Below are 14061 nucleotides of genomic sequence, written 5' to 3'. Positions count from 1 at the left end.
AGTAGAAGATGACCAAATCCCTCAGAATTACCGCACAGTATTTTGAGGGATTTACGATCTGTTCTTTTCCAAAAGGTAAAAAAAGGCTAATGCAAGTATATTTAAATTCTCTAAAAACCCTAATTAGTATATGCAGCATGGATTTTGCTATAAATTTTCCAGATCGCTCCTAAATATCTAAAGCTTTATTTATACCAACTAAATACTTTAAACTTCAGTTTGACTAATTTTGTTGGTATTGTTGGCGCTGCTCTGACAATCTTTGGATGCGATCGCCCCATTGCCTCTACCACTGTGTAAAAAAGACCGATTGCATCCAGCAGTGCTTATAACTAATCCACCTGGACGATGTACATATAATTCTTTGTTTGTATAAAAATGTATACAAACTTTTATGATACCAATAAAAAAAATGATTTAACATACGCCTAATGATAGATAGATTTTATTAAATGAATAGTTTAGATTTGTAACAAGTTACACAGAACTAGGTAAAACACATGGCCAACATAATTGACACTGCTACCAACAATGGTTCTTTCAAGACACTAGTTGCAGCAATCCAAGCGGCTGGTCTGGTAGATACACTTAAAGGCGCAGGCCCATTCACTGTCTTCGCACCCACTGACGAAGCGTTTAGCAAGCTTCCTGCTGGTACTGTAGACGCATTATTGAAAGATCCTGCAAAGCTCAAGAAAATCTTGACCTATCATGTTGTTTCAGGCAAGGTACTTGCTGCTGATGTAGTTAAGCTGAAGACAGCTAAAACAGTTGAAGGTTCAGATGTAAAAATTGACGCTTCTAATGGCGTTAAGATCAATGATGCAACAGTTGCAACAGCAGATGTTGCTGCTGATAACGGTGTCATCCACGTCATTGACACAGTTTTGATTCCTGCATAACCAAACGTCAGAATAGTGAATGCTATTTCTGGGGTGATGACTATCTATAGTCGTTTCTTCATTACAGTCTGGTTGAATGTTTTTTAGTAAACATCAACTACCAACAAATCCATCTAGACAGGATCTAGATGGATTTATTGTTTTATGCATGTAGAAACGTTGCAATTGCTAGTTTCTTTTAATTAGCTTTAATCAAATTTTTAGTTTTGCCAAACCCAAATAACGGATACCTTCGGGGGAAATGTCAAAACGGCAAGGTAAGACTTCTAAACCGAGAGCGATCGCATCCCGCAATAATTTACCATATATAGGATCTGTGCAATCGCCAGGGGAAAACTCGATGCAATCACCGCGATTGATAAAGTAAAGCATCACTGCACGAGTCAAAGGTAACAGCGCCATCAGTTCTCGCAAGTGCTTTTGCCCTCTTGTAGTCTCCGTGTCAGGAAATAAAGCTAATCTTCCTTCTGACAAAGTTGTATTTTTCACTTCTAAATAAATCGGGCGTTCCTCATCACTCCCCGTCAAGAAAAAATCCACTCGACTTTTTTTATCTAACCCATAAACTACCTCGCCCTTGATTTGGCTGTAGTCGCCCAATTCTGGAAAAAGATGTTTCGCCAAAGCTATCTTTACCACCCGATTGGGCAAAAAAGTATTTATGCCTACCCAAGTCGGCTCATTGTCATGTACCTGAATTAGTTCTAGAGTGTAAGCCAATTTGCGGTTAAGATTATCGCTTTTGGAAACCTGTACTGCACTTAGAGGTGTCGATACTCCAGTCATTGGCCCTGTATTAGGACAGTGTGCTGTCACTATTTCGCCAGAAGTAAGTTGAACGTCAGCAAAAAACCGCTTGTAACGCTTGAGTAGAATACCGGGATACAAAGGTGGGTACTTGTAAAGCCAATCTATCATTATGGAACCTTGTTGCTGTTTGTAAATATACGTCGATTCTTTGCCCACCAAATCCATATCTGCAAATCTTTTCACCAGCTACTCCGCCCTGCGACAGCATTTGAGTAACTTTACATATCATGGATTGTCAATTTTTGTAGTCAAATTGACAACATAGTAATAAAAAGTAGCATATACTAAGTATTACAAGTCTCCCATAAGAATCTAGGAAAATTTCAACGTGCAAGGAGGTAAATCCTATGCAAAAAGTGTGGACAGCAACGGAATTAGAATATGCTTTTCTATTTACTCTTAGAAAGGTAAATTCTATCAGTCTAGAAGGTTTTAAGGCATTTTTTAATAATATGCCTCTTGACCCTTATATCAAAAACAATTATCGTTATAGAAGATTATCTCGGTTCACAGTCTCTGGAAATGAGTTAATCAAATTACCTCATGGCGTCTTCTTTCAAAGTAAAGAGTATAATCGATTAGCGGGTGATATCAAAAGAGAGTTTGCAGAATTAGATGATGCACTCATAGAACTTGATATTTTCAAAAATCTTGTTTTAGCATTTAGCGATTCTTGTAAACTTCATCCTGAAGCTGAAATCGGAGTTCATCAAATTAGAATTAGTTGTTCTCCAGATAATTTTGGTAATCCAGCACCAGAAGGTATCCATCAAGATGGCACTGATTTTATTGGCATATTCTCAGTAGATAGAGAGAATATTCAGGGTGGAGAAACACATCTGTATACTGCCAAAAAAGAAAAGCCTGTATTTAGCAAAATTCTCAATCCGGGAGAACTACTATTAGTTAATGACCATGAGTTTTTCCACTATGCCAATCCTATAAAACCACAAACTGAGGCTCAAGGAAATTGGGATGTTTTTGTTCTGACTTCTCCCAGCTTGCTTTCAGATTAATTTTATTGGGATAATTCGTTTCTTAAATTCTGAATTCTAGTTAACCGTAAATATTTTACAATCTACGAGATATGGGGAATTGAATGTAGTCATTTCCCCAATTTTTTATGAGGAATTGGGCAGAATCTAGCTGACAATGGTTTATTAAACTTGATGGCTCAAGTTTAATACATAGGCATAAACTGCTGAATCATTACACAAATTTTATTAGTGATATTTTCACTAAACTGAACTCCAAAATCTGGATGTGTACAATATTCCATTTATCAAAACTTAAGGTAGTGTGTTGTTTTTATTTCACAAAAAGTATGAAATATACTTAAAATATGAAGGCGAGTACATAGATTAGGCTACAAACAAGCCTGCTGAAATTCAATGAACTGAATCAACCAAACAAATGCCATGAATGACGAATTTTACAATAGGGGATTGGAAAAGGCTAGGCGAAAAGATTACGCGGGAGCAATTGAGGAATTTAACCATGCTTTACAACTGACACCTTACTTTAGCGAAGCTTATTTGCAACGGGGTTTAGCACATTATGACTCAGGCGCAATTCTGAAAGCTGTTTCAGATTATACCGAAGCCCTGAAGCTGAATCCTGACAGTGTAGAGGCATATTATTGTCGGGGATTGGCTAGGGTAGCGCTGAAAAATTTATCGGGGGCGCTAGATGATGTTGAACGTGCGATTCGTCTCAATCTCAATTATGCTGCTGCTTATAATCTGCGGGGAATGGTGCGGCGCAAACAGGGTTATATTCAAGATGCGATCGCTAACTTTAAAAAGGCTGCACAATTATATCTAGAGCAACAGGATAAAGAGAATTGTCGTCTGTCTTTGGAACGAATTAAACAGCTACAACCACAAGAATTACCTGCCCTTCAGGAATCGCGTTCCAGCAATACGCCAATTTTATCCACCAATGATTATTTTACGCAATTATTAGAAAAGGCTGAAAAGGGAGATACCCAAGAAGCACTCGCCGATTTAAACTGGGTATTAAAAGCAGATCCACAAGATGCCCAAGCTTACTGCTGTCGTGGGGTTGTGCATTATAAAATGGGTAATTATCGAGAAGCGATCGCAGATTTTAATCAAGCATTACGACTAAATTTTCAAGATGCCATTGTCTATCGCAACCGAGGTAAAGCCCGTTCAGTCTTGGGAGATCATCAAGGTGCGATCGCGGATCTTAACCAAGCAGTCCAGATGCAACCTGAAGATGTCTTAGTTTATATTGCCAGAGGTAATGTCTATCGGGCAACGGGTAATTATCTTGGCGCAATTCAAGATTATACCCAAGCTTTGCAAATCAATTCTGATGAGGCTCAAGCTTACTACAATCGCGGCATTGCCTATACTTGCTTAGAAGAAATACAAAACGCCGTAGAAGATTATCAACGGGCGGGGAGTATCTTTTGCGAACAAGAAGACTGGGAAAATTATCAACAAGTCTTAAATAGCCTAGAAAAAATTCAGAAATTTAGTCCAGAGTCAAAAAAGCAAAAATATCACCTGCTACGTCAGCGACTTTTACGAATGGTTGGGGGATACTGGGAAATTGCCGAACGATTGATTCAGCAAAACAAAGATTATCATCCTGGGATGTCAGACGAGTGGTATTTGCAAAAAGTGATTGATGATTTAGAACGCGATCGCAATAGATAAAATTTGAAGAAGAATGCAGAATTCAGAATTCAGAATCAAGACGCTTGTTCGCCCTTGGGAGAAGACTCGCTTTCCGCCAGTCATACAGAATACCCAACTGAATTCTGACTCACCTCTCCTGCCGGAGACGCTGCGCGAACGACTGCGCTCGGCGACCACCTGACTCCTGAATTCTGTTCGATAAATGCCACTACAAACGTAAAATCACCCGTACATTATTGATACGGGTGAAAATGCGATCGCTTGTTATTTTCCAATCAAACTAAATACACCTTATATTTAGCACCGCTTCAAAGTTTAGTTAGAAGTGCGGCTTTGACGGCGACGGCGCAATCCAAACATACTAACTGCTCCCACGGCAAACATTGATAGAGTTACAGATGGTTCAGGAACGGTAGCACCAATTAACGCTCTAACATTTGCCTCACCGATATCAAGAACGACGACAACATCATTAAAGTCGCGATCAGAACCTTCGTTCCACTTACCAGTTGCAGAATCTACCCCTGAAGCGTATAAACCTCCGTATAAATCCTCGAATGCCAGGAGGATGTAGTTGTTGTAAGCATAAGCAACTGTGTGCTGTAGTCCGTCAGCGTTAGAAGCAGTATCAGTACCAAAGATATTGGCAGAGGTACCACGGTTCAAACCATCAGCTCTTAACCAGAAGTCAAGTTGAGTACCTGCGGTAACATTACCAACTTTGACCCCATCACCTAGTTTTAATGCGTTACCACCCCAGTCACCACTAACACATCCATTTCCTTGACAGGAAATATCATTAAAAAGCAGCCCAGACTTGTTAGTAGTTCCTGTAGCTTCAAAGGCTAACTGATTTCTATAACCTGCACCCTCATTGATAAAGTAAACAGAAACATCGTGGTCGTATTTTAGGTTTAATTTATTGGGGTCTAATTTAAATTGTCCGCTGTTTGGAAGGGCAACACTTTCTGCTTGGACAAATTGTTGAAAAGGAGCGTCGTTAAAACCAGTTTGAGACTTATTATATACAGTTGGTTGAGTCCAAGAACTATTCCAATTAAAATCAGCAGCAGATGCAGTTTCTACTTTGGAAACTAATCCGGTTAATGTAGCTGTAGCGGCAATCAAGGCAGTGAATAAATTAAGTTTCATATTATGAGCCATTAAGTAGGAAAGACAATTTAGATAATGCTTTTTGAGCAGATATCTCTCTTCAGTTGTCTCTTACTTCTAACAGCTAGACTTCTGCAACGTCAATCTGTTTATTTACTTTTGCTAGGATATTTAAATAGCTCTTTATCTAAAGTATTTTTACGGGAAAAAGATATTTTAAATCTGGTAGTACACTGTTATTAGTACTTAGTAATTAAACTTATACATGATTAAAAATTAATGAATAATATATACTTTTTATAAAGATCAGATATGCAATTCCTATAGTGAAAAGCTAAAAGCTTAATCTATAGGAGTTTTTATTTAAATGAGGTAGATAAGTAATGGTGTGCCGTCATCCGTATCAACTAAGCCTTGGCTCAGTTAATACGCTGCTATACAAATAGAGATAATCTCCGTACTTACGTTGGGAAACGTAGTAATCTATCAAATCAATGAAACCTGGGTAAATAAGTTTAGTCTTTGTTTTAAGCGCTAAAGTGTTTACTACGTACTACGCTTTAGTTGACTTGATTAACTAGCAGTAGTCTATCAAAATCGACTTCGGTATCGTCAGAATCTAGAAGTTATGCCGAGGATGGGAGACAATTTAAGGGGGTTGTACCTTAAAATGACAGTCTTTGCTTAGGCTTGATGAATATCTTTTAAGGTTAAAATAATCAAGCTTTTCCAGAGCTATATTCCCCCTTTCACAGATAAAATCTATATATGAACGCTACACAAGAAAAATTAAAAGCTCAGGTAGAGCAGGCTTTAATCGCTGCTTTTGGCGCTGAATTGGCTGGAGTAGATCCAATTTTGGTTACTGCTAGCAATCCTAAATTTGGCGATTATCAGGCGAATGTGGCTTTATCCCTGAGTAAAAAGTTAGGAAAGCAACCAAGAGCGATCGCAGGTGCGATCGTTGAGAAACTAGATGTATCCGAAATCTGCGAATCGCCGGAAATCGCTGGGCCAGGATTTATCAATCTCAAACTGAAAACAGCATACTTAGAAGCACAACTAAATGCGATTCAAGCCGATCCCAGACTGGGAGTTCTAGCCGCGAAAACGCCGAAGCGAGAAATTGTGGATTTTTCCAGTCCGAATATAGCTAAAGAAATGCACGTTGGACACTTGCGTTCGACGATTATTGGTGATTCCATCGCCCGAATTTTAGAATTTCAAGGACATGATGTACTGCGGTTAAATCATGTAGGTGATTGGGGTACGCAGTTTGGGATGTTAATCACCTATCTGCGGGAAGTTTACCCAGACGCACTTACCACCGCTAATGCTTTAGATATTGGTGATTTAGTCTCTTTTTATCGCAAAGCCAAATTGCGGTTTGATGCCGATGAAGCTTTTCAAGAGACAGCACGCCAAGAAGTCGTCAGATTACAAGCAGGTGCAGAAGATACACTCCATGCTTGGAAACTGTTGTGCGAACAGTCGCGGCGGGAGTTTCAAATAATTTATGAGTTGCTGGATATCAAATTAATTGAACGCGGAGAATCTTTCTATAACCCTTTACTATCTGGGGTTGTAGAAGATTTAGAGAAATCTGGATTACTGGTAGAAAATCAAGGGGCAAAATGCGTTTTTCTGGAAGGGTTTACAAATAGAGAAGGTGAACCTTTACCCTTAATTGTGCAGAAATCGGATGGCGGCTATAACTACGCCACAACAGATTTAGCATCTCTGCGCTACCGGATTCAGCAGGATGAAGCAAAGCGGATAATTTATGTAACCGATGCTGGACAAGGAAACCACTTCGCTCAATTTTTTCAGGTAGCACGCAAAGCCGGATGGATTCCTGATGATGTGGAATTAGTCCATGTTCCCTTTGGGCTGGTGTTAGGAGAAGATGGTAAGAAATTCAAAACTCGTTCTGGTGATACTGTGCGGTTACGGGATTTATTAGATGAAGCTGTTTCTCGTGCCCATGCTGACCTAAAAACTAGATTACAAAAAGAAGAACGCCAAGAAACTGAAGAATTTATTAATGAAGTTGCTAGGGTAGTTGGGATCAGCGCAGTTAAATATGCAGACTTAAGCCAAAATCGCACCAGTAACTACATCTTCAGCTACGACAAAATGCTGGATCTCAAAGGTAATACTGCACCCTATATGCTGTATGTTTATGCACGGATTTATGGGATTAGTCGTAAGGGTGATATTAACTTTAAAGAGTTGGGAAATAATGCCGTTTTGTTGCAGCATGAAACAGAATTAGCACTAGCAAAATATTTACTTCAACTGGATGAAGTTATTAGTAGTGTAGAGCAAGACTTGTTGCCCAATCGTTTATGTGAGTATTTGTTTGAACTCAGCCAGAAGTTTAACCAATTCTACGATCGCTGTCCTATACTACAAGCGGAGGAACCGCAACGAACATCTCGCTTGATTCTGTGTGATTTGACTGCTAGAACTCTGAAGTTGGGATTATCTTTATTAGGAATTCAGGTATTGGAGAGGATGTAATATTTTTTTTAACGCATAGGCGCTTCTCTACGAGACGCTACGCGAACGCCTTCCCGTAGGGTAGGTACGCTAAGGTAACGCTAAGGTACGCAGAGTAAGAGTTGAGCTGATTTTTTCTTTGTGTACTTTGCGGTTTTTTAATTAGAATTGCTGGACTGGAGGCGATCGCAAATGGTACAGACACCATCTAAAAACATAACTTTGGCAGAGTTTCTAATACTACCAGAAACGAAACCCGCTAGTGAATACATCAATGGTCAAATTATTCAAAAACCTATGCCACAGGGAAAGCACAGTATAATTCAAGGTGAAATGGTTAGCACTGTTAACTTAACGGTCAAACCGAAGCAAATTGCTCGTGCTTTTCCAGAATTGCGCTGTACTTTTGGTGGAAGGTCAATAGTGCCAGATGTTTCTGTGTTTACTTGGCAAAGAATTCCTCGCGATCAAAATGGTGAAGTTGCCAACGTATTCCAAGCAGCTCCCGATTGGACTATTGAGATTCTATCGCCTGACCAAAGACAAACGAAAGTTACAAAAAATATCCTGCATTGCCTGAATTTTGAAACACAAATGAGTTGGTTGATCGATCCAGAAGAACAAACGGTATTTGTGTACATTCGCAATCAACAGCCAGTCATCTTGGATGAACTAGAAGACTTGCTTCTAGTGCCAGATTTTGCAAGTGAGTTGAGGCTGACTGTAGGAGATTTATTTGGTTGGCTGTTGGAGTAAACCAAACCCTAGTGAATTGAGTAAGGAAATAGGCCAAGTGCAACAGATTTTATGGGTAGGAATCGGTTGTAAACGAGGAACATCATGGGAGTTGATCGATCTGGCAATTGAGCAAGTATTTCGAGAAAATCAACTTTTTCCAAGTGCGATCGCAGGTGTTGCTACCATTGACACTAAAGCCTCGGAAGTTGGCTTAGTCAAACTTTGTCGCCTCCGCAATTTGCCCCTAAAAACCTTTTCTGCGGAAATCCTTAGTTCTGTCTGTGTCCCCAACCCTGCCACAATTACCGACGATAAAGTAGGTACACCTAGCGTAGCAGAGGCAGCTGCTATTCTTGCAGCCTCTCAACTCACATCTTTGACTGTTTTCCCCTTTACAAACATAGAGGAATTGCCAGCGAAGTTTTTAGTTCCTAAACAAATTTTCCAAATACAAGGGCAACCAGGAGTGGTAACTCTTGCTGTTGCCCAAGCTTTAAATATTATTAGTATTACAAAAGTTCCTTAATTTTCTAGTCAACAACTCTCAAAAAATAGTTAATGATGCTAGAAACAATTGCTAGTACAATTGAACCTAACAAAGCAGGTAAAAAGCCCTGAATCTCAAAACCAGAACCAGGTGTTAGGATACTTGCCAGCCAAAGGGCTAAGGCGTTAATCACCAATGTAAATAAACCAAAGGTGAGCAAGGTAATCGGAAACGTCAAAATCTGCAAAATTGGTCTAATAAATGCATTAACCAAACCAATTACAAAGGCCGCGATTAAGGCAGTCACAAAATTCTTGATAAAGAATCCTGGAACGATATTAGCAGTAATGAATAACGCCACCGCAGTACCGAGCCAAGTTAATAAAAAGTGTTGCATAAGTTTTTTTAGAGAATTTAGCTGTAAGTTTAATTAATTTCACTATTGGCAGTTGTGATTTGTAACACGATCGAGTGTTGTTGTGCTTGACTCCTATAGCGGTTCTCGTTTGGGTGCAGTACAGTTTTGACCTCTCTCCAAACCTCTCTCCTAAGAGGAGAGAGGCTTTAAATCTTACTCCCATTCCCTTGCAGGGAAGGGGGTTAGGGGTTAAGTCTGTATTGGACTCAACTGCAAACCGCTATAAAGTTGCCATCATCTTTTATCAGCCTAAAAGCAGTATAATTTTTCAGTGCTACTAAGAGAGATGCTTCTAATCGGTATATCTTTATCGTATTGTAGGATGTACCGCAGTGAACTACCCACGCTGACCTGAGTACAGTTTAAGTGAGAGACTTAGGGTGATTTAGTTAAATTCATAAATTCTATGAAGCGCAAAACCCCTACAGAGGTTTATAGAAGTTGAAAAACCTCTGTACCTTGGGGATTTCCAAAAAAGAAATAAGTTATCAGAACTTCGGAGCATTTCGTCCGCACTTTTGCTTATACGCAAAGGAGACGTTGGCTAGGCTCATACTATGCCTAACGCCGCAAAAGAACCTCCCAAGTTGAGCCGCCAACTACGCCGTCAGGTTCTAAACCATAGCGTTTTTGTGCAGCTTTCACCGCTGCTTCGGTTGTCTCGCCAAAGTCTCCATCGGCATCACCCTTCAAGAAACCAAGCTTTCTCAGTTGTTGTTGCAACTTAACAACTTCAGAACCTCGTAATCCTATACGCAAAATTGGCAAACCTTCTGAGGTGTATTGAATACCAGGAGTTCGTTTAGTAGTTGTGTTTGACTGAGATCGAGTAGTTGATGTAGTACGTGGCGGCGTTTTCTTTGTGCTAGAAGTCGTAGTTTTTCTTGGAGTAGCAGGTCTTGGCTCAGGGTTGGTCGTAACCTGGGTTACAGCTTTTTTTGGAGTAGTAGGTTTTGGTCTAGTCGGAACTTGTGTTACAGCTTGCCTCGGAGGGTTAGGATTGGGATTTGCAACGTTGGTGAGGTTACTAGCCTGGGTTGGAACAGGAAAATTTGTCGCTGAGTTAAATCTTGGCTGGGATGAAGGGACGGTTGATGCTGCTACTGGTTGATTAGGAAAAAGTCGTTGCCAAGTGCTGGCATCAACAACGCCATCTGGATTCAAGCCAGCTGCTTGTTTAAATCGGGAAACAGCACTAGCTGTATTTTCACTATAAATACCATCTACTGCACCAGAATAAAAACCCAAAAGTTTTAGAGCTGCCTGAAGTTCAGATACACGTTCGCCTTGGCTACCAACTTTCAGGCTAGGACGGTTAACACTATCTTGAGGATTAACTTGGGCAATTTTTTGTGGCGCTGCTATTGATACTAGAGTCGTTGAGGCAATCAAGAGAGGCGTAGCGGAAAACAAGAGTATTTCAATGGCTGATAAAGATTTAGACCTCTTTGGCCGCCAATCCTTTTGCCGTTTTTCCATTTTACAGCGATTTACAGTTGGATATAGTAATTTTAAGTAACTCAAAATACTTGCTGTCAGGCTGCGTTGCATGGAATTTACTCCCAGAAGATTCTCATGCTAATGGTACAGCCGCTTGGTCTAAAAAACAGCTGCTTCATTTACTATGTCTCAGACGGGCTATTTACGCGATCGCACGATTAATTGCTTCTTCTTGACCAACTAAAGACAAGTAAGGCTCTTTTAAATATTTACAAGCTGCGGCGATCGCATCCTGGGCACTCACCGCCGCAATCAATTCTTGAAATCTGGTGTCAAAATCAATTCCTAATCCCAAAATTTCATACCAGCCGTATATTTGAGCAATTTGCCCGTTTGTTTGTTTACCCAAGGCATATTGCCCCAGAATCTTATTTTTCGCAGCTTGCAGGGCACTTTCAGATACTTCAGTGGTACATAACAAATCTACCTCTGTACGTAGTCCTTCCAGGGCGATGCTGGTATTCTCTGGCGCTGTACCCATGTAAACTACAAATGAGGCTGGAAATAGCCTTGTGGAGTAAAAGGCGGATACTTCGTAAGCTAAACCGCGTTTTTCCCGTAATTCCACAAACAAGCGGCTAGAAAGCCCATTTCCCAAGTAGGTACACAACAATTTCAGGGCGGCGTAGTCAACAGAATTCACCGATGTTCCCAAATAACCAAGCATCACGATTGATTGTTGTGTCTGTATTGGCTTTAGTTTTACCTGCGGTTCTATCTTAATCTCAGGTAAATTCAGTATTGGTAATGCCTGAGATGGGGATTGCCAATCACCAAAAACTTCTTCCACCAACGCTGTTGCATCTGTGGGTGTGACTCTACCAGCAATGCTAATTACTACATTATCTGGGCGGAAATAAGTTTGATGATACTCCACTAAATCTGCACGAGTTAAGCTACTCATGGTGGATTCATCTCCCAGCACTGACATAGAGTAGGGATGATTTTGGTACATTACCTGCCGCATTTGTTCAAAGGCGACATTGAACGGTTGCTCTTTTTGGGAACGAATATCTTGGAGTGCTAAACGCCGTTCTAGTTCCACTTGAGTTTCAGGAAAAGTTGGCGATCGCAAAATCCGCCCTGCCAATGTTAAGATTTCCCCAAAATCGGATGTTACGGTTTTGAAAGATAGCAAAAAATAATCAGTGCCAGCATCCGCACTCAAACTCGCCCCTACAGACTCAACTTTTTCTGCAATTTCCAAGCTAGAAAGTCCATCGCATCCTTTTGTCATCACTGCCGATAACAAATGCGCCAACCCTGCTTGCTCCCGGTTTTCATTACAACTACCTGCACGCACAAAGATTCGCGCCGCAATAATGTCCGCAGCCGGATTTTCTGCCACCAGCACGACAAGGCCATTGTTCAATACAGTGCGATGGATGGGCGATTTTTGCAGCAAGGTTGTCATTTATAGTTTGTCCTTTGTCATTTGTCACTTGTTCTTCGTCATTCGTCATTCGTCTTTTGCTAATGACTAATGACTAATAACTAATGACTAACACGGTTTAAGTATAGTAACCGCATAATTCTCCAGCGATAGATACTGTTTAGCTAATTTTTGCAGTTCTTTGGCATCAAAAGACTGAATCTGCTGGGGATATGTCACAGCTAATTCAGCTTGGGCAATGGTATTGTAATACCCATAAAGCCCTGTAAGTTGATTTGGCGTTTCGGTGGAAAACGCATACTCGTTACATAGAAGTCTGCGTGTGCGCGCCAGTTCTTGTTCGCTAATTCCTTTAGTCTGCAAATCATCCAAATGAGCGCAAATTAAGGACTCAACTTCCTCTAGATTTTCTGGTTCTAACCAAGCAGTAATTGTAAATAAACTTGATTCTCGTTGTAGAGAAAAACTACTGCAAATTCCCTGTACCAATTGCAAATCTTCGCGCAGATCGCGCACTAAACGCGAAGTCCGCCCTTCTGCCAATAATACCGACAAAAAATCTAAACCATAGCCAGTACGGATATCTTCTACTCCGGGTACTAGCCACGCCATCAACAATCGCGCTTGTTCTATGCGTGGTAAACACAATTCTTGACGATGAATTCCGGCGATCGCTGGCTTTGTCACTTTCTCCAACTGCGGACAATTCGAGGGTTCGGCAAAATCAGCAAATGAATGATTTACCATTTCCCAAGCTGGTTGCTGGGCTATACCCCCGGCAATTACCACTGTCATATTTTCCGGCTGATAGTGGGCATGGTGAAAACAGCGCATTGCTTCTGGTGACTGCTGCATCAGTTCTTGCTCAGTACCCAACACCGAACGCCCGTAAGGGTGATGCGGATAGATGCTTTGAATCAGCGCTTGAAATCCTATCCAATCAGAATCGTCTTGACAAGAGCGAATTTCCTCTAGCACTACATCCCGTTCCCGGCTAAATTCATCTTCTGGAATTGCCGCATTGAGTAGTAGTTCTCCCAAGTAGGGAAGAGTATCTTTTAAATAAGGGGCAGCTGTGGTGAGTGAATAATGAGCATAATCATAGCTTGTTGCTGCATTACTCACGCCACCCCGGTTTTCCACTTTGGAATCGAACATTCCAGGGGGTAGTGTCGCCGTACCTTTAAAAATCATGTGTTCTAAAAAGTGCGCCATACCAAACCACGGTTTTGGCTCTAGGCTGGCTCCAGCACGCACCCAAACATCCGCCACAACTACAGGAGTGGTGGGAATTTCTTGATGAATAAAAGTTAAACCACTCTCTAGTCGGAAGACTGAGGCTGGAAATACGGTATTAGTTAGTTGTTTTAACAATTTTTGTAGCTTTAACCACAATTTGACGCAATTGTGTCATCTTAACTCTGAACGATATCTAATTTAGAATCAAATTATACAGATTTGAAGAATTATGCTATTGCTGTTCTCCACATTACCGAAAAATTAGACGCGTTATGCATTGAGAGAAAAAT

12 protein-coding genes and 1 pseudogene are annotated in these 14061 nt (G+C 40.6%); 6 read left to right on the top strand and 7 right to left on the bottom strand.

The genetic code is table 11. The annotated features are described in order from the left end of the window. The first annotated feature begins 500 nt into the window (after window positions 1-500). Complete coding sequence (locus RMX69_RS18835) at window positions 501-902, top strand: fasciclin domain-containing protein (RefSeq protein ID WP_289797499.1); 402 nt, start codon at window positions 501-503, stop codon at window positions 900-902. Window positions 903-1094: 192 nt separating this feature from the next. Here RMX69_RS18835 and sfsA read toward each other — a convergent pair whose 3' ends face one another. Beyond that, entirely contained in the window at window positions 1095-1820 is a 726-nt protein-coding gene (gene sfsA / locus RMX69_RS18830; RefSeq protein WP_322638379.1) for a DNA/RNA nuclease SfsA, read from the bottom strand. Between the two features lie 239 nt (window positions 1821-2059). Here sfsA and RMX69_RS18825 point away from each other — a divergent pair, with 239 nt between their 5' ends. Then, window positions 2060-2728 (top strand): 2OG-Fe dioxygenase family protein, encoded by a 669-nt coding sequence (locus RMX69_RS18825; protein WP_322638360.1) that lies wholly within the window; start codon window positions 2060-2062, stop codon window positions 2726-2728. A gap of 36 nt (window positions 2729-2764) precedes the next feature. On the opposite strand, the pseudogene RMX69_RS18820 reads toward RMX69_RS18825, so the two are convergent. Continuing rightward, a pseudogene (locus RMX69_RS18820) lies at window positions 2765-2886 on the bottom strand (DUF711 domain-containing protein); the annotation flags it as partial. 244 nt (window positions 2887-3130) lie between these two features. Here RMX69_RS18820 and RMX69_RS18815 point away from each other — a divergent pair. Continuing rightward, the gene (locus RMX69_RS18815) at window positions 3131-4399 is read left to right on the top strand and encodes a tetratricopeptide repeat protein (protein ID WP_322638359.1); all 1269 of its coding nucleotides are present in this window, start codon (window positions 3131-3133) and stop codon (window positions 4397-4399) included. A 297-nt stretch (window positions 4400-4696) separates the two neighbouring features. Here the strand turns inward: RMX69_RS18815 and RMX69_RS18810 are convergent, their stop codons facing one another. Continuing rightward, complete coding sequence (locus tag RMX69_RS18810) at window positions 4697-5533, bottom strand: DUF4114 domain-containing protein (RefSeq protein WP_289797502.1); 837 nt, start codon at window positions 5531-5533, stop codon at window positions 4697-4699. Window positions 5534-6262: 729 nt separating this feature from the next. Here RMX69_RS18810 and argS point away from each other — a divergent pair. The 3 genes from argS to RMX69_RS18795 all read left to right on the top strand — a co-directional run bounded on the left by argS (window position 6263) and on the right by RMX69_RS18795 (window position 9260). Beyond that, window positions 6263-8017: an arginine--tRNA ligase gene (argS, locus tag RMX69_RS18805; RefSeq protein WP_289797503.1), complete on the top strand. Its 1755-nt coding sequence runs from the start codon at window positions 6263-6265 to the stop codon at window positions 8015-8017. 171 nt (window positions 8018-8188) lie between these two features. Further along, a complete protein-coding gene (locus RMX69_RS18800) occupies window positions 8189-8752 on the top strand; it encodes a Uma2 family endonuclease (RefSeq protein ID WP_322638358.1) in 564 nt (187 codons plus the stop codon). Between the two features lie 37 nt (window positions 8753-8789). Beyond that, on the top strand, window positions 8790-9260 hold the full coding sequence (locus RMX69_RS18795) for a cobalamin biosynthesis protein (protein WP_289797504.1): 471 nt from the start codon (window positions 8790-8792) through the stop codon (window positions 9258-9260). A gap of 4 nt (window positions 9261-9264) precedes the next feature. Here the strand turns inward: RMX69_RS18795 and RMX69_RS18790 are convergent, their stop codons facing one another. The 4 genes from RMX69_RS18790 to RMX69_RS18775 all read right to left on the bottom strand — a co-directional run bounded on the left by RMX69_RS18790 (window position 9265) and on the right by RMX69_RS18775 (window position 13906). After that, window positions 9265-9618, bottom strand: coding sequence for a phage holin family protein (locus RMX69_RS18790; RefSeq protein WP_289797505.1), 354 nt, complete (start codon window positions 9616-9618; stop codon window positions 9265-9267). Window positions 9619-10200: 582 nt separating this feature from the next. After that, window positions 10201-11190 (bottom strand): peptidoglycan-binding domain-containing protein, encoded by a 990-nt coding sequence (locus RMX69_RS18785; RefSeq protein WP_322638357.1) that lies wholly within the window; start codon window positions 11188-11190, stop codon window positions 10201-10203. A gap of 91 nt (window positions 11191-11281) precedes the next feature. After that, window positions 11282-12553: a M16 family metallopeptidase gene (locus RMX69_RS18780; protein ID WP_289797507.1), complete on the bottom strand. Its 1272-nt coding sequence runs from the start codon at window positions 12551-12553 to the stop codon at window positions 11282-11284. A gap of 87 nt (window positions 12554-12640) precedes the next feature. Further along, window positions 12641-13906, bottom strand: a complete 1266-nt coding sequence (locus RMX69_RS18775) for a pitrilysin family protein (protein WP_322638356.1) — start codon at window positions 13904-13906, stop codon at window positions 12641-12643. Window positions 13907-14061 lie beyond the last annotated feature (155 nt).

The sequence above is a fragment of the Nostoc sp. EspVER01 genome, assembly GCF_034530635.1.
Classification (GTDB): domain Bacteria; phylum Cyanobacteriota; class Cyanobacteriia; order Cyanobacteriales; family Nostocaceae; genus Nostoc.
The sequence above is the reverse complement of the archived record's forward strand: the minus strand, read 5'-3'. Positions and strand labels throughout refer to the sequence as shown.